Below are 15,652 nucleotides of genomic sequence, written 5' to 3' on the forward strand. Positions count from 1 at the left end.
ATCGAATTAGCTTACAAGAAAATTACACTTTTGTAAGAATTGAAATGTAACAATTAATACTTAAAATTATTACCAACTCCTAAAACTTAGTGTTATAATTGTTGTAAGAAAATGATTATAATTCGGATGTTCAGAAAGGAACGAAACCAATGTATAAACCAATTACATTTTTGTTGAAATATATATTTAAAACAGCTGGGAAAGTAGAAGTGCAAGGAAGAGAAAAGTTACCAGAAGGTGGCCCGTATGTTGTTGCTTGCACGCATACAAGTTTTATGGATGTATTAATGTTAGCTACAGGGATGTACCCGACTCAAATTCATTACATGGCCAAAAAAGAATTATTTGAAGGGAAGTTCAAAAATTGGTTCTTTAAAAATGTGAATGCATTCCCTGTAGATCGTGCGAATCCAGGACCGAGTACACTTAAAATTCCATCACGCCTATTAAAAGAAGGTAAAGTAGTAGGGATTTTCCCAAGTGGAACGCGATCAACAGAAGACGTTTCATTAAAAGCTGGGGCTGTTACGATTGCGCTGCGTTCTAACGTTCCGTTAGTACCGGCAGCTTATATTGGCCCTTCAAGTATAAAAGAATTAATAAAAGGCAAAAAGGCGCAATTGATTTTCGGAGATCCAATTCAAATTGATGCTGAAGAACAAATAGATCGAAAAACAGCTATGAAAATGATGACAGATCAATTAAATGAGAAGTTTGAGCAGCTAAAGGAAACTTTGCAATCAAATCAAAAGTAAAAAAAGACGACCGGGCATAGACGGTCGTCTTTTCTATTACTATTTATAATAAAGGGGAAAGGGGACACAAAATTTATACAAGCGTAGCGGCGTAAATAAAAGCAGTAAGAAGAATCGAGCCGCTAGCTAATCCTAAAAAATCTAATTTGTTGAAAGTGATGTTATTCATCATACATTCTCCTTACTTGTTTAATGAAGAAGCAACAGCTTTTGCATCGATAAGAGCGGAAAATACCATGCCCATTGTATTTAAAAAATTGTTTGATTTCATTTTGTTCATCATATGGATCCACTCCTTTTCGAATAATTGTTGCCCTGTTTCTGACTTAATTGTATGTAATATCGTAAGAAGTAACTATCGAATTAGCTTACAGGAAAATTACACTTTTGTAAGAAAAACGAATGAAGGTGTAATGATGAGAAGGTTTGACATATGTTCATGGAATTTATTAATTTAAGAGTAGAGGTGAGTGTATGGCTAATATTAAAGATATTGCAAAGATGGCGGGAGTTTCAGTTACGACTGTTTCGAGAGTGTTGAACGATCATCCATATGTAAGTGAAGAAAAAAGGAAAGCGGTTATAGAGATAGTTGAGAAGTTGAATTACTCACAAAACGCAAATGCCGTTCATTTATCAAAAGGGAAAACGAATATCGTTGGTGTAATTTTACCGTATATTAATCATCCGTGTTTTGATGCGATGGTGGGCGGGATGATGGAGGTAGCGTTAGCTCATAATTACAGAGTGCTACTTTGCCAAACGAATTATAATAAAAAAGAAGAAATGAAAAGTTTACATATGTTAAAAACAAAACAGTTGGATGGCCTTATCATTTGTTCTCGTGCGAATGAATGGGAAACGATAGAGCCGTATGCTTCTTATGGGACAATTGTTGCTTGTGAAGATAATGATATTTCAAATATTTCAAGTGTATATACGAATCATTCGGCCGCTTTTCAATTAGGGATGGATTATTTGATTGAGAAAGGTTATAAAAAAATTGGCTATTGCACGGGAAGGAAGTTAGGACCGAGTAGTCAAAAGCGTTTTGATGTGTATAAGCAGCAATTGCAATCTATAGATGAAGAAGTGAATGAAGAATGGATTTTCACAGAGTGTTTTACATTAGAAGACGGTGTGAAAGTGGCTCATAAATTAAAGGAGATGCAGCATCTTCCTGAAGCATTAATCGTAGCGGGAGATGAAGTTGCGATTGGAGCTATGAAAGAAGCTGAAAAATTAGGTATTCAAGTTCCTGAGGATTTAGCGATTATTGGCTTTGATAATCAACCTATTTCGCAAGTGTTACAACTTACAACTATTGATCAAAATTTAAAGGAAATAGGTAAAAAGGCCTTTGAAATGTTTTATAGGCAAATAAGTGATGAAAGTTCTAAACGAGAAAAGGTGGAAATTCCATATGAACTTGTGGAACGCTCTACCGTTTAGTTTTAATCCGTTATGTGTAAATTGCATAACGGATTATTTTTTTGAAATAACTTTGACAGGAAACGCGTTTCATACTTTATAAAGGAGTTACACCGGTCTGTAATAATCCATGGATTCTTTTCAAAAATAGTATTTGGAGGGATGATATGCATGAATGAGCTTTTATTGAGCGTAAAAAAGTATATAGAAGGTGATGAACAGGTTGTCGCTTTTGTAGTAGGGATCTTTGAGAAGGATAATTTTACGCTATCGTATCAACATGGGATTTTTGCTGCTACTACTAGACGTCTTCTTTTTTACGGGGAATTTCCATGCTATCCTGCAACATTTAAAGATTATTCATATTTGCATATAGATAGCATAGATTTTCGTTCGCATTTCGAATTTACTTGTAATCATGAAACCATTCGAGCTAAGTATATTCAGAAGGGGAATGTGGAGCGATTTGTCCGTGTAGTTAGAGTGAATATGAATAATTAATCAACCCTTTGTTTAAACATAATATCTCGATCTTTAAGAGGAAAAATGCGCGATAAAAACAACTTCTAAACCTCTAGAAGATAGTGATACAATGTCAAATGGGGGGAGGTATGAACTATGGTTAATCAACGTATAAAGGAAATAACACTAATTACAATTGGTTCATTATTATTCGCAATTGGTATTAATTACTTTGCAATTCCAAACCGTTTATCAGAGGGTGGAATTATTGGTGTAACAGTTGTTACGTACTATTTATTTGATTGGTCGCCGGGGATTGTGAACTTTGCTATAAATGCAATCTTACTAGCTATTGGTTATAAATTTTTTGATAAGAAAACGATGGTTTATACAATTTTAGGGATTGTAGAAACATCCTTGTTTTTATATGTTACGGAACATATTGAGTATCATGTAAATAGTGATACGTTATTAGCGGCTCTATTCGCTGGCTTATTTGTCGGTGTTGGATTAGGTTGTATGTTCAAAGCCGGAGGTACATCAGGAGGATCGGCAATTTTAGCACAATTAGCCAATCAATATTTAGGATGGAGCGTTGGTAAAGGCGTACTTATTATTGATATCGTTGTAATTGCTGGTTCTGTATTTATAATAGGGCAAGAAAAAGCAATGTACACACTTGTTGCAGTATTCATCGGAGCAAAAGTGATTGATTTCATTGTAGAAGGAATGGATACAAAAACGGCTGTTACAATCATTTCAAATCAACCAGACTTAATACGTGAGGCTATTACGAAAAACATGACACGCGGTGTCACTGTATTAGAAGGACGCGGCGGATATACTGGTAAAAATAAAGAAGTTTTATATGTTGTTATAAATAAACAAGAGCTTGTTAAGTTAAAGCAAGTTATTAGCCGAGTAGATGAAGATGCTTTCGTTGTTATTCATGATGTACGTGATGTACTTGGCGGTGGCTTTAAAGCGAGCTAAAAGGTGAACGAGTAAATTCGTTCACCTTTTTTTAATTCTTACAAAAATGTAAGTGTAATGTAATGAGATTCAATAGTAGATTTTATTCCTTCTTTTTAAAATGGATGTATATATGTCCTGCTGAGGAGGAATGTTTATTATGAAGAAAAAAATGATCACTACTATAATAGCGATGATAGTGATAGTAGTAATGTTACTGCCTACGAAACTTGGACCAGTTATCGATAAATATAATCCACTTTATAAGACGAAAGAATATTATACGGTTGTGAATACAATTGGTCAGCATATTGGTGATGAATGGTACGAATATGAATTTATTGCATTTGACGAACGTGGAAGAGAGCAAAGAATAAAGAAGACTGTTAAGCATATGTTAAAGAGAGATGAAGTGTTAAAGGTGTATGCAAAAGGACGCTACGGTGAGGCAATTGAGGAAATTGAAGCTGTAAATATTCCTATTAATGCGAAGAGTAAACTTTTAACGATGAGATAGTGAATTATACCCCCACCTATTTTTTGTCGAAAATAAAAATACTAGGTAGGGGTATTTCGAGGTTCATAAAAGAGCCTTAGTCCATATGGACTAAGGCTCTTTTTATTATATAAAGGGGAAGGGGGTACATTGTAGTAGCATGAGTGAAAGGTATAAGAAGAGTAGCTACTAGCAATGTAATTTGGTTATGCGAGTGTTCTTCTTATTTGGCTGACTTTCTAACTTTATTGTACGAGATGTAGGTAAGAGAAACTATCGAATTACATTACACATAGCTTACAAACATGTAAGTCTTCTGTAATGTAATTCGATGGTTAAAAGATAGTGAATTTCATATAGTGTAATTAGAAAGTCTCACTGTATTACTTTCTGTTTGTAATATTAATGAAAAATGAAAAACCAACTACTTTTTAATAGTCCTCATCTGTATTTAGATGGGGCTCTTTTTATAAACCTTACAATATTGTAAGGTTTACGTAAGTTAATTCGATAGTAAATTTGTCATATTTTTTGCATAATAGATACAAATAGATAAAAATAATTAGGGATATAGTAAGAAGGGAGAAAACTGGGATGCGTAAAGAAGAAGTAGTGAAGTTTCCAATTAAAGATTTTTGTAGCTACTTTACTGTTGCCGTGGTATGTATTGGATTATTTGATATCATAACAAACTTAATTGTTAAATAACATAGATGATAAAACAAGAAGGGAGATCCTTTCTTGTTTTTTTTATGGGGGAATAAATATGAAATGGATTGATAGCCATATACATGTTGACCAATATAAGGATGAAGAGAGAAGTAGCTTACTTAAAGATGTGGAACATAGTAAAGAGATAAAGGGGCTTATTGCGGTATCTATGAATTATCAATCATGTAAAGAAACTTTATCTTTAGCAAAGCGATATCCTTTTGTACATCCAGCGATAGGTTTTCATCCGGAGCAACCGATTCATAAAGAAGAATGTGAGCAAATTTATAAATTAATTGAAGAGCATGTAGAAGACATAGTTGCGATTGGTGAAGTAGGCTTACCGTATTATTTAAGAAAAGAAGATGAGCACATTGCTGTCAATTCGTATATATCAGTGTTACAACGGTTTGTTGAACTAGCTAGTAAATATGATTTATCAATTATATTGCATGCAGTGTATGAAGATGCCGATATTGTATGTGACTTACTGGAGAAATATAAAGTCTCACGTGCACATTTTCATTGGTTTAAAGGAAGTGAAACAACAATGAACCGGATGATGAGGAACGGTTATTATATTTCTATCACGCCAGATGTTTTACATAAGGAGAAAATTAGAAAAATTGTTGCGTATTATCCACTTGAATATATGATGGTAGAAACAGATGGACCGTGGGAATTTCAAGAGAATGTTATGACGCATCCGAGAATGATTCGAGAGATATTAAAGGAAATTAGTATTATAAAAAACATATCTGTTGATAAGGTTGCGAAAACGATATATGAAAATACGATTCAATTTTATTTAAAAGGATAGGAGTGTTACTCTTATCTTTTTTATTATGGATATTTTTTCTAGTATTTTCTATAATTTACGATGTGTTTAATTTGATGAAGGAAGTAGGGAAGAAAATGGGGAGAGCGTATAAAAAAATAGCTATTACAATGATGGTCGGTGCACTTTCACTTGCAGCGTTTGGGTGTGAAGCAGAAAAAAAGGTTATAAATCCAAATGCAACACAAGAAAAAAAAGAAGAACAAATTGATCCAGTAGTTGAAAAACAGATGAAAGAAAATGAGGAAAATGGGAATACGGTTGGAAACAGTTCGAATAAAGGGAAGATGACAGAGAATAATGGATGGATTTACTACGCGGTAAATGGTGATAAAAATACAGGAGGCATTTATCGTACGAAAGATCAATTTCAGACTTCGGAACGTGTAGTGGAAGGTGTAAATGCTTCTTACATAAATATAAAAAACAAAGCTTTATATTTTATTCATACGGATGAAGATAAGAATGCGGGATTATCTTCTTTAATGAAGTACGATATTTCTAATAAAAAGCTAGATACGTTAAAAGCGGATACAAATTATGTTTATATAAAAGATCAAACTTTATTTTATCCGAAAAAATATTCTGAGCATGGTGGTTTTGATATTGTAGGGATAGTAAAAATGGATTTGAAAACGGGGCAGGAAGAAGAAGCGGCATTTAAAAACTCAGGTTGGTCTCAAACGATAGACGATAGTATTCTACATTGGAATAAAAATCGTGGAACACAAGTGACAAAAGATAATAAAACTTGGTCAAAGGAAAATTATGCAACAATATATAGTGCTACTTATAATAATGAAAAATTATATGCTGTGGTCGACTTTTCGTTACCTTTTGAAACAAATGAAGCTGAGCATGGTATATATGAAATAGACGTTCAACAAAATAATGAAAAGTTATTTGTAAAGGATGCCTTGCAGATGAATGTGAAAGGGGATACTTTTTATTATTTAAAAAAGGACGGCGTATATAAGAAGAGAATTAATGGTGGAAATGAAAAAGTAATTTATAATAAAGCGGTTGAACCAACTAAATCGTATTTATATTTTGTAGCAGGAGATATGTACCTTTATACGGATAATGGAACTATTTTGAATTTAGATACAAAGAAATCAAATGAAGTACAAGATAAGAAGTTAGCAGATGATGTTATGTTACAGAAGGTATGGAATGCACAGAAGGAACTTACTAATATTCAAATGGCTGCACTAACAGGAAACCCAAAACGAGTAGGGGATTTTTCGTACGGGGAATTAGTGAATCCTGCTTATAATAAGAAGAACACTTTAGAGACCACGCTATCTACGTACTTCTCAAAACCATTTGTAGCGGAGTATATGAAGAGTAAGTACCTTAAAGAATTAAATGGAAAAATGCACTATGTTATTGGAGATCCAGGGGCAAAAGCAGCAACTAAATTTACAAAAATTATTTCTGCCGAATTAAAGGATGGAAAAATAAAAGCGCAGGTAGAAACGTATAATGATTATGATAATGTAACGGAAAAAGTAGAAGTTGAATTTATTTATGAAAATCATCAATGGGTTATTAATAACATGTCACGTTTTGGTTTAAGTTAAAAAAACCACCAAGCATTTTGCTTGGTGGTTTTATATTAGGATTCTAATTTTTTCGCGCGTCTTAATAATAATAGAAAGACAATGACGAAGAAACCAAGTATAAGGAAGAATCCATATTGTTTTACATAATCCATTACGTCACTTACGCTTGTTGGTTTTTCAACGTGAATGCCGTCTTTATTAGTAGTAATATGAATATCTTTCATTTTCACTTCATTTGTTTCTTTTTGTAAATCAATCCATTCTATATTTGGAATGCTTTCTAGATCTTTTAATACTTCTTTTAATGGTTTCACACCTAAGTAAGGATGATAGAATGCACCAATAACTCCATCGGATAATTTAGCAACAGATACAGCATTTGCTTTCATCTTTGCAATAGCTTGTGGTTTATCTTCTTCAATAAAGCCAACTGTTTCAGGCATTAATTTCATTCCATGTAAGAATGATGGTGTACTTCTGTATGCTGGAGAGTGCATGGATTTCCAAGTTGTATCACTTAATTGTAGTTGTCCTACATAAGTCGAAAAGTACCTTGATAATATTTCATATCCTTTTTGAGACATCGTGTAATGAGGTGCTTCAAATGCGACAGGATATAGTTTGGCATCTACGAGTTCTTGAATACCTTTTTCAATATGATCAGTCGTATATTTTTCTTCAAATTCTTCCCCTTTTTTTACGTATGCATTATATGCTTCGATATTAGGAAAGTCATCTTTTGTTTTGGGTTTTTCATGCTTCGGTTGACGAATTGGTTGATCTGTTTTTACGTCCCAAAATTCAAAACCTTCCCCAGTTTCACTATCATAAAATTGGTGCGTATAACCGTGCATAATAATTGCTGCACCATCCTTTTGCATAGAGCGTAAAAGATCGACTAGTTCGGGTTTATCTTTTAAATGCAGTGTTTTACCTGTCTCTGGATCGGTATATACAGGAATAACAGTGATCATGTAAGGAATCTTTTTCTCTTTTAGTAATTCAGCAATTTCTTTTAATTGATTTATATCTGCGGCCGGATGAACGTCCTCAAGACGTAAATAAGCCTCTACTTTATTTGTCGTTGGCTTTTGTCCGAAGTAAGAAAATAACATTTCACCGACGTAATGAGACATCCAGTCAAAGAGATGTGGCGTTGCTACGTAATAAGATGTTTCATGCCGAACGATTAGTGGGTTCTTGCTATTTGAGTTTACAGCGTTAGCAAGAACAGTTCCGTTTGTATCAAAAGATTGAATCAATCGTTCTTCTTCTAAAGTGTTTTTTAGTTTATTACTTGGATATTCGATTTTATTAACTCGTATCTCATTATCCTTTAGAGTAATGAAAGAAAAGCGATTAGATAATTGTTCAACATTTTGTCCCAGAACTAATACTGGGCCTGAGAAATTTTCTATCAGTTGTTTTGTTTCAGTAGGAAACTCTTCCTTTTGTTCACCGATATAGACAATATGTGTATAAGAAGATGAATTAATACTTTCATTAGCATTTTTCAAACTTTTCGTAGTTATATCGTTTGTAAAATGGCCTAATTGAGTATTAAGGATTTGAATATTACTTGTAATTTGATCGTCTTTTGTACTATATAAAACAAGTACTTTTGGTTTTGATGACGTTTGTGCAGAGGTGTGGATAGGGATAAGAAGTAAAATACTGAACAAGAGTATTATGCACTTTTTCATTTTGTTTTCTCCTATTCTATATGTAGAGTTCAATTTACAATTATATACAAGAAACAAGTTATAGTCTATGAAAGTTACATTTTCGCACATATTTACCAGCTGTTTTTTCACAAAATCGGTCTAAAGCATGATGATAATATGAATAGTTATTTGCTATGATGAAAGAGTAAGAGAATGCTAAAGTGTAGGTAATTGTAAAGGGAAGGCTGAAAGGGGACAAATTTCAGCGAAGAAAGAGGTAGAGGTAGTGAAGAAATTCTTTGTAGGATTTTTAGTTGTTCTTGGGGTGTACTTATATTTCCAAGGAAAGTCTGAAGGAATGGACAAGCTAGTGAATGGGACAAGCTATGTTGACTCAGAAGAAGCAAGACAGATGAAACAAATTATTATAGAGGAAGCAAAGAAAGTCAATCTTCCAGAATGGATACCTCTTACAATTGCCGAACATGAAAGCCGGTTAAATCCAAGAAGCGTTGGAGATAACGGAACTTCATTCGGATTGTTTCAATTGCATCGCGGTGGCGGACTTGCACCAGATCATTTAACTGATGAAGAGTTGAAAAATCCGCGCACAAATGCGCAAATTGCAATGCCGCATTTAATGAAAGGATATAAGCGCGGGTTGCAAAAAGGTTTGACTGATTTTGCATTACTAAAATATATAGCAAATACATCTGGATGGCCAGGTAATTTGGGTCCAGAATGGACGGATAATAACATGAAGTATAACGTCGGGTTAGAAGATGTGTACTATCGAAATAAAGGTGTAATAAAAGAGTAGGTTTTTATACCTACTCTGTTTTTTTATGAATAACTTCATCCTTTTCTCGCATGAAATACCGCGCTAGTTGTATTTTCACGTCTTCTAGTTTTGTGGAAACTTGCGGTATTTTATATCCTACGTATAACGGTGAAACGACAAATCTAGGAACAACTTTACAAATGATCTTTCCGTTGAAGTAATAGAAGAATAAATTATAACTACTACACCCTTTATGGAAATCTGTCAGTATGTAACGTACAGTTTGCTGAATATAATTTGCTAGTTCATCTATGCATTCAACATCTTCAATGATGATATTAAATTCAGTAAAACCGATAATAGGGCGATCAGAAATATTGAGTTCAATGCGTTCGTTTTTTTGTACAATTACTCCTTGGAAGTTATCCTGTTCAACGTTAGCGAGATAGTCTACATATTTCATTCCAATAATCTGCATGTGTGCATGATGCAAACTCCCACCTGAGAATGGACCGTGATTTTTGTATAAAATGACAGATGTGAATTCTTCATTTTTCTGTAATTCTAACCAATGTTGAATGGAGAAACGAATTAGCGATCTCATATGTTTTTCTGTATATGTCGCAATATGGTCTTCACAATTATCTGTTTCGATTAGCACCGTTTGAAGTGTATCTTTTAATGTAGGAAATTTGTTCTTTAGCCAAATAATTGAGTCTTCAGTTGCTAAAATATCTGTCAAATTTTCTCTGTCACAAAAAGGACATGCCGCGCCTCTATTCCGGATGCTTTCTGGTTTTTGTTTGCCGATATCGTTTAAAAAGTATAGTTGTTGTGTATCCATTTGTATATATGCCCCTTTAAAATATGTGTAAAAATCCCGCTTAATACATTCGGGAAAAGGAGAAGAAAATCCTTTAAAGGGAATAGGAAAAATAAAAGACAAGATCTCCTCATTAAGATAGGGTACCTTGTCTTTTATTTTTTCTTTAATAATGTGTATGGATAATATAGATCATTTTTATTATGCTTCTTTTTTCTATTTTTTATTGTGTATAAGGCAATTGCTGTACTTGCGATTACAATAATGGCTTTCTTCATATTTATTGACCCCTTTTTATTGTTGGTTTAATTCTTGGCTAACTGCTTTTGCGTCAACTAGAGCGTGTAAAATCATTTTTACCATGTTCATCATATTCTTTCACTCCTTTTTATAGTTCGTTTAGTTCTTTTACAACTGCTTGTCCGTTCACTAATACTTCAAAGACTGCTTTTACGATTTCTTTCATCATGTTTGTTTTCTCCTTTTGTTGTCTCTCTTGTTTACATCTTTATTGTATAGGGAGGCATCTTTTCGTACTATCGCTTTCCATTACGTGAACATAACAGTTTTGTAAGATTTGATGTCACTTATTGAAATGTTTAGTCTATCTTCATTATTTTCAGAAAAATGACTATTCAAACATGAAATGGGAAAGTATAATAAAGAAGTAAGTATTAAATTCCGTATGAAAGAGGTGAATGAGATGAAACGTTCTTTAGCTGCACGTGCCAAATTTTTAGATTTTATCTATTTTTGTCGTGCGATTTTTCATGATGTAGTTGTTAACGGGATACGTCTGTCCTTTTTTAACAATTGCATAGTAGCTATTGAACGATAGAAATCTCTTCACCCATTTTTAATAAACGTGTGAAAAGGGAGCTATTTGGCTTCCTTTTTCTATGCCGAAAACCATGGGGAATGTTTCTTTCCCATGGTTTTTTATATTGAAAGGAGTACGGAAAATGACAATTTGTAGTGTAAATAATGTAACGAAATCTTTTGGTGGAAACATCATATTTGAAAATATATCGCTTGAAATAAAGAATGGTGAACGTGTTGGATTAGTTGGTCGTAATGGTAGTGGGAAGACAACAATCTTTCAGCTTCTAACTGGAATGGAAAGTTTAGATGCAGGAGCCATTCATATGAAGAAAGGTACACGTATTGGTCATGTGGCACAAATTCCGAAATTTGATAAGGGTATGACTGTATATGATGTATTGAGTTCCGCTTTTAAATCAGAAAAGGAATTAGAAAGAGAAATGCGTACTTTAGAAAAAAATATGGCGGAAGAACGGGAACCGTCTGCTTTACAAAAATTAATGGAAAGGTACGGAGTAATCCAAGAAAAATTTGCGTTCCTGGGTGGTTATGAAATAGAAGCGAACATTATGAAGGTAGCAAATGGTCTACAGGTGACAGAACTATTTCTCCGATCATTTCTGGAGTTAAGTGGTGGGGAACAAACAAAAGTAAGTCTTGCATACATGCTATTGCAGAAACCAGATTTACTTCTATTAGATGAACCAACCAATCATTTAGATTTATTCGCCGTAGAATGGTTAGAGCAATTTTTAAAAGAATACAATGGAACGGTTATGGTTATTTCACATGATCGCTATTTCCTTGATGAAGTTGTAACGAAGGTTTTTGATTTAGAAGATGGAGAGATTCACATGTATCATACAAACTATTCTCAGTTTGTTGAGGAAAAGGAAGAAAGATTGCTTCAGGAGTTTCAGGCTTATCAAGAGCAGCAAAAGAAGATAAAGAAAATGAAAGAAGCAATTAAACGACTACGTGAATGGGCAAATCAGGCGAATCCTCCGAATGAAGGATTGCATAAGAGAGCGAGAAGTATGGAACGTGCACTGGAACGTATGGAGAAACTAAAGAAACCTATTTTAGAACGAAAACAAATGGGACTTCAGTTTGAAGGGCAAGAGAGAAGTGGGAAAGACGTTGTTGTAATGAAAGAAGTGAGTAAAGGGTTTGCTGACCATCTTTTATTTAACGAAGCAAATTTACATGTTCGTTTTCAAGAGCGTGCAGCGATTGTCGGTCGTAATGGTACAGGAAAGACAACGTTACTAAAGTTATTATTAGAAGAAATAGAACCAGACGCTGGAGAAATTCGAATTGGTAGTAGTGTGAAAATCGGTTATTTATCACAGCATGCGTACGGAAATATGAAGAGTAATGTATTAGAGGCCTTCAGGGGATGTGTAGCTGTAACAGAGGGAGAAGCTAGACATATATTAGCTAAGTTTTTATTTTATGGTCCAGCGGTGTTTAAGAAAGTAACGCAACTGAGCGGTGGAGAAAAAATGAGATTAAGACTTGCGCAACTTATGTATCAAGATATCAATTTTTTAATTTTAGATGAGCCGACAAACCATCTCGACATTGAATCAAGGGAAGTTTTAGAGGAAGCTCTTGAGCAATATAATGGGACGATTTTAGCTGTTTCACATGATCGTTATTTTTTAAATAAGTTATTTGAAAAGACGTATTGGATTGATGAGCGTAAATTATTTGAGTTTGCAGGAAACTATGTATGGGCGCGTCAAAAATGGGAAGAAAAACTCGAGAAACAAGTAATAAAGCAGCAACGCCAAGGAAGAAAAAGTATTGAACCAGCTCCTGTAAAAAAGAAAGAAGTTAGGGGTGTTGAGGAGATTGAAACAGAGTTAATGCATGTAGAAGAAGATATATATACGCTTGATCGTAAGATGGAACATGTAGTTGATGTTGAAATGCTTGGGAAATTGTATGAAGAAAAAACGAAGAAAGAGTTGTTACGAGCGGAACTGTATAATGAGTTAGAGAATATCGCGGAGTAAAAATTAGAAAGCGAATTCTTCAGCTTTGCTGAAAGAATTCGCTTTTTTATACTGATATTTTACTTTAAGGGAAAAATAAAAATCGTGTTTCACGTGAAACAGTAAATCATGATTGAAAATAAAAAAGCAGAGTTACAGCTTTACGCGCTGAACTCTGCTTTCTTTTTGTGTGGTATCTTCCCTTGTTGAAATGATAATAGCGATTCCGAGCATAATAAAAAAAGCTAAAAAGAGGACGAACTTTGGGAAGAATGGGAATAGTAATAGCGCCCCGACTATCATAATTGTTAATAATACGTAGTGCAGGACGTATTGGAATAGGTTGTCCATGTTTTCGCCCCCTTTTTGGTAATTGGTTATTAGTATTCTATGTTTCATACGGAACGAATAGAAGTGAATTTTTAAGTTTTTTCATACGAAATAAAAGAGAACAATTGACATGTTTCAAGGAAAGGAATAATCTTGAAATTAATTCATACTATTTTTATAGGATAAATGAAGATAGTTACAGGAAGGAGGTCTATGTTCCTACATTGTTAAAAATTAGGAAAGTAAAGGTGAGCGTGCAATGAAAAATGCTTTTAAAGGAGCAATTGCTACATTTCTTAGTGTATCGGTATTACTAGCCGGATGTGGTCAAGAGGAAGCAAGTACAAATGAAGCTGGGAACGTACCAAAAGTAAAAGATGAATTTATTAAAGCAAGCGACAAATCAAAAAGTCCTGCAAAAGTAAATGAAAGAAAAGATACTTTTGTAGTTGGAATGCCGAGTCCTGGAGGGATATTCCTTCCGCACTTTATGGAGAATGGATGGGATGGTAATATAACGCAAGCGATCTTTGCACCTCTTGTTGGACTAGATAAGGAAGGGAAACTAATTCCCATTTTGGTGAAGAAGTGGGATATTTCGGAGGATCAGCTTACATATACGTTCCATCTGAAAGATGATTTAAAGTTTAGTGATGGATCCCCGTTAACTGCAGATGATGTAGCATTTACATTAACGTTATTACATGATCCAACTTATAGTGGTGCGACTGATATAAGCCAAACAGCAATAAAAGGTGGGCAAGCTTATAAAGAAGGAAAGGCAACCTCTATTGAGGGAATTCAAGTCATTGATCCGAAAACAATTACGATTACAACAGAGAAGGTAAATGCTCAAACATTATCGTTAATTGGCGGAGAAGTTATATCTAAAGCTTATTACGGGAAAGAGTATAAACAAGGGCATTTGGAGTACTTAAAAGAGTTTTATGGGAAGCCAGTGGGAGCAGGTGCTTATAAATTAGATAAATATATTCCTGGTCAAGAGGTTCGATTTGTAGCAAATGAAAATTATTTTGAAGGAAAGCCGAAGATTGAGCACTTTATTTATAAAATTACAAAAGGTGATACGAAGCTACAACAATTTCAAGCCGGGGAAGTAGATTATGATGGTTTTACGACAAACGCGGAGACGATTGAACAATTAAAGGATTTAGGTTTTGCTAATATTAATGTGTATACAGGAAGTTCTTACGGCTACATTAAAATGAATTATAAGAAGCCATACTTCAAAGATAAACGTGTCCGCCAAGCATTTATTTATGGATTAGAGCGTCAAAAGGTTATTGATACGTATTTCCAAGGCTATGCTTCACTCGTTAATGTACCGGTTACGCCGGTTTCTTGGGCGTATACAGAAGAGGACATTAATAAATATGAGTATAATTTAGAGAAGGCGAAGAAACTACTGGATGAGGCTGGATGGAAAGCTGGTTCGGATGGAATTCGTGAAAAGGACGGGCAAAAACTGAAAGTAAGTTATTTTGCCTCATCAGCAAGTAAAATAAATGATGTAATGATTCCTGTGATGAAAGAAGATTATAAAAAGCTTGGTGTAGAGTTTAACCCAGAATATATGGACTTTAATACGATGATTTCAAAAGTGATAAAAGGGGATTATGATTTAGCGATGGTATCTACGCCAATGATTGATGATCCGAGTGGAACGATTGAAGAGTTTGTTTCAACAAGTAAACGAAATTATGATGGATACTATAATCCAAAAGTAGATGAATTAGCTAAGCAAGCATTAGAAACGTTGGATATTGAAAAGAGAAAAGAAATTTATAAAAATTTATATCAAGAGTTAAGCGAAGACCCGCCTGTAATCTTCTTAAATAATAGTAAAGTTGTGTCTGCACATAATGCACGAATTCAGGGTTTACAAGAAGATAACTATAACGGTATTTTATTAAGTTTACCTAAATTAAAGATAGAACAATAATTTTGAAAAAATTATCAAAATATTTATTTAGAAAGAATT

At 33.9% G+C, this 15,652-nt stretch carries 16 protein-coding genes; 11 read left to right on the plus strand and 5 right to left on the minus strand.

Annotated elements, in window-relative coordinates:
- Positions 1 to 149 precede the first annotated feature (149 nt).
- Positions 150 to 755, plus strand: a complete 606-nt coding sequence (locus tag FS742_RS25415) for a lysophospholipid acyltransferase family protein (RefSeq protein ID WP_144616131.1) — start codon at positions 150 to 152, stop codon at positions 753 to 755.
- Positions 756 to 828: 73 nt separating this feature from the next.
- On the opposite strand, the gene FS742_RS25420 is transcribed toward FS742_RS25415, so the two are convergent.
- Entirely contained in the window at positions 829 to 924 is a 96-nt protein-coding gene (locus FS742_RS25420; RefSeq protein ID WP_001059999.1) for a DUF3948 family protein, read from the minus strand.
- 305 nt (positions 925 to 1,229) lie between these two features.
- On the opposite strand from FS742_RS25420, the gene FS742_RS25425 reads away from it, so the two are divergent.
- The 6 genes from FS742_RS25425 to FS742_RS25450 all read left to right on the plus strand — a co-directional run bounded on the left by FS742_RS25425 (position 1,230) and on the right by FS742_RS25450 (position 7,248).
- Positions 1,230 to 2,207 (plus strand): LacI family DNA-binding transcriptional regulator, encoded by a 978-nt coding sequence (locus FS742_RS25425; RefSeq protein WP_144616133.1) that lies wholly within the window; start codon positions 1,230 to 1,232, stop codon positions 2,205 to 2,207.
- Positions 2,208 to 2,357: 150 nt separating this feature from the next.
- Positions 2,358 to 2,687, plus strand: coding sequence for a PH domain-containing protein (locus tag FS742_RS25430; RefSeq protein WP_144616135.1), 330 nt, complete (start codon positions 2,358 to 2,360; stop codon positions 2,685 to 2,687).
- 117 nt (positions 2,688 to 2,804) lie between these two features.
- Entirely contained in the window at positions 2,805 to 3,641 is an 837-nt protein-coding gene (locus FS742_RS25435; RefSeq protein WP_144616137.1) for a YitT family protein, read from the plus strand.
- Positions 3,642 to 3,780: 139 nt separating this feature from the next.
- Positions 3,781 to 4,137, plus strand: coding sequence for a YxeA family protein (locus FS742_RS25440; RefSeq protein ID WP_144616139.1), 357 nt, complete (start codon positions 3,781 to 3,783; stop codon positions 4,135 to 4,137).
- Positions 4,138 to 4,882: 745 nt separating this feature from the next.
- Positions 4,883 to 5,647, plus strand: coding sequence for a TatD family hydrolase (locus FS742_RS25445; protein ID WP_144616141.1), 765 nt, complete (start codon positions 4,883 to 4,885; stop codon positions 5,645 to 5,647).
- Between the two features lie 95 nt (positions 5,648 to 5,742).
- Positions 5,743 to 7,248, plus strand: coding sequence for a DL-endopeptidase inhibitor IseA family protein (locus FS742_RS25450; protein ID WP_144616143.1), 1,506 nt, complete (start codon positions 5,743 to 5,745; stop codon positions 7,246 to 7,248).
- A gap of 35 nt (positions 7,249 to 7,283) precedes the next feature.
- Here the strand turns inward: FS742_RS25450 and FS742_RS25455 are convergent, their stop codons facing one another.
- Positions 7,284 to 8,933, minus strand: coding sequence for a DUF2334 domain-containing protein (locus tag FS742_RS25455; protein ID WP_144616145.1), 1,650 nt, complete (start codon positions 8,931 to 8,933; stop codon positions 7,284 to 7,286).
- Positions 8,934 to 9,180: 247 nt separating this feature from the next.
- Between FS742_RS25455 and FS742_RS25460 the strand changes: the two genes are divergently transcribed.
- Entirely contained in the window at positions 9,181 to 9,714 is a 534-nt protein-coding gene (locus FS742_RS25460; protein WP_144616147.1) for a transglycosylase SLT domain-containing protein, read from the plus strand.
- A 10-nt stretch (positions 9,715 to 9,724) separates the two neighbouring features.
- Here FS742_RS25460 and FS742_RS25465 read toward each other — a convergent pair whose 3' ends face one another.
- Together FS742_RS25465 and FS742_RS25470 are read right to left on the minus strand one after the other, a co-directional pair.
- The gene (locus FS742_RS25465; RefSeq protein ID WP_260869690.1) at positions 9,725 to 10,519 is read right to left on the minus strand and encodes a DUF4931 domain-containing protein; all 795 of its coding nucleotides are present in this window, start codon (positions 10,517 to 10,519) and stop codon (positions 9,725 to 9,727) included.
- A gap of 134 nt (positions 10,520 to 10,653) precedes the next feature.
- A complete protein-coding gene (locus FS742_RS25470; protein WP_002006681.1) occupies positions 10,654 to 10,782 on the minus strand; it encodes a hypothetical protein in 129 nt (42 codons plus the stop codon).
- A 419-nt stretch (positions 10,783 to 11,201) separates the two neighbouring features.
- Here FS742_RS25470 and FS742_RS27740 point away from each other — a divergent pair, with 419 nt between their 5' ends.
- Entirely contained in the window at positions 11,202 to 11,336 is a 135-nt protein-coding gene (locus tag FS742_RS27740) for an RAxF-45 family protein (RefSeq protein WP_000830642.1), read from the plus strand.
- Between the two features lie 124 nt (positions 11,337 to 11,460).
- Positions 11,461 to 13,341, plus strand: coding sequence for a ribosomal protection-like ABC-F family protein (gene abc-f, locus FS742_RS25475; RefSeq protein WP_144616150.1), 1,881 nt, complete (start codon positions 11,461 to 11,463; stop codon positions 13,339 to 13,341).
- A 132-nt stretch (positions 13,342 to 13,473) separates the two neighbouring features.
- Here the strand turns inward: abc-f and FS742_RS25480 are convergent, their stop codons facing one another.
- Complete coding sequence (locus FS742_RS25480) at positions 13,474 to 13,671, minus strand: hypothetical protein (protein WP_000369259.1); 198 nt, start codon at positions 13,669 to 13,671, stop codon at positions 13,474 to 13,476.
- Positions 13,672 to 13,909: 238 nt separating this feature from the next.
- On the opposite strand from FS742_RS25480, the gene FS742_RS25485 reads away from it, so the two are divergent.
- Positions 13,910 to 15,613 carry an ABC transporter substrate-binding protein gene (locus FS742_RS25485; RefSeq protein WP_144616152.1) on the plus strand — a complete coding sequence of 568 codons (1,704 nt, stop codon included), beginning with the start codon at positions 13,910 to 13,912 and terminating at the stop codon, positions 15,611 to 15,613.
- The last annotated feature ends 39 nt before the right edge of the window (positions 15,614 to 15,652 follow it).

Origin of the sequence: Bacillus cereus, from assembly GCF_007678085.1 — a bacterium.
Classification (GTDB): Bacteria; Bacillota; Bacilli; order Bacillales; family Bacillaceae_G; genus Bacillus_A; species Bacillus_A cereus_BE.

What these genes read in the sequence shown, in the direction of transcription:
- FS742_RS25415 (WP_144616131.1), top strand. Translation starts at nt 150, where the DNA reads ATGTATAAACCAATTACATTTTTGTTGAAATATATATTTAAAACAGCT.
- FS742_RS25420 (WP_001059999.1), bottom strand. Translation starts at nt 924, where the DNA reads ATGAATAACATCACTTTCAACAAATTAGATTTTTTAGGATTAGCTAGC.
- FS742_RS25425 (WP_144616133.1), top strand. Translation starts at nt 1,230, where the DNA reads ATGGCTAATATTAAAGATATTGCAAAGATGGCGGGAGTTTCAGTTACG.
- FS742_RS25430 (WP_144616135.1), top strand. Translation starts at nt 2,358, where the DNA reads ATGAATGAGCTTTTATTGAGCGTAAAAAAGTATATAGAAGGTGATGAA.
- FS742_RS25435 (WP_144616137.1), top strand. Translation starts at nt 2,805, where the DNA reads ATGGTTAATCAACGTATAAAGGAAATAACACTAATTACAATTGGTTCA.
- FS742_RS25440 (WP_144616139.1), top strand. Translation starts at nt 3,781, where the DNA reads ATGAAGAAAAAAATGATCACTACTATAATAGCGATGATAGTGATAGTA.
- FS742_RS25445 (WP_144616141.1), top strand. Translation starts at nt 4,883, where the DNA reads ATGAAATGGATTGATAGCCATATACATGTTGACCAATATAAGGATGAA.
- FS742_RS25450 (WP_144616143.1), top strand. Translation starts at nt 5,743, where the DNA reads ATGGGGAGAGCGTATAAAAAAATAGCTATTACAATGATGGTCGGTGCA.
- FS742_RS25455 (WP_144616145.1), bottom strand. Translation starts at nt 8,933, where the DNA reads ATGAAAAAGTGCATAATACTCTTGTTCAGTATTTTACTTCTTATCCCT.
- FS742_RS25465 (WP_260869690.1), bottom strand. Translation starts at nt 10,519, where the DNA reads ATGGATACACAACAACTATACTTTTTAAACGATATCGGCAAACAAAAA.
- FS742_RS27740 (WP_000830642.1), top strand. Translation starts at nt 11,202, where the DNA reads ATGAAACGTTCTTTAGCTGCACGTGCCAAATTTTTAGATTTTATCTAT.
- abc-f (WP_144616150.1), top strand. Translation starts at nt 11,461, where the DNA reads ATGACAATTTGTAGTGTAAATAATGTAACGAAATCTTTTGGTGGAAAC.
- FS742_RS25480 (WP_000369259.1), bottom strand. Translation starts at nt 13,671, where the DNA reads ATGGACAACCTATTCCAATACGTCCTGCACTACGTATTATTAACAATT.
- FS742_RS25485 (WP_144616152.1), top strand. Translation starts at nt 13,910, where the DNA reads ATGAAAAATGCTTTTAAAGGAGCAATTGCTACATTTCTTAGTGTATCG.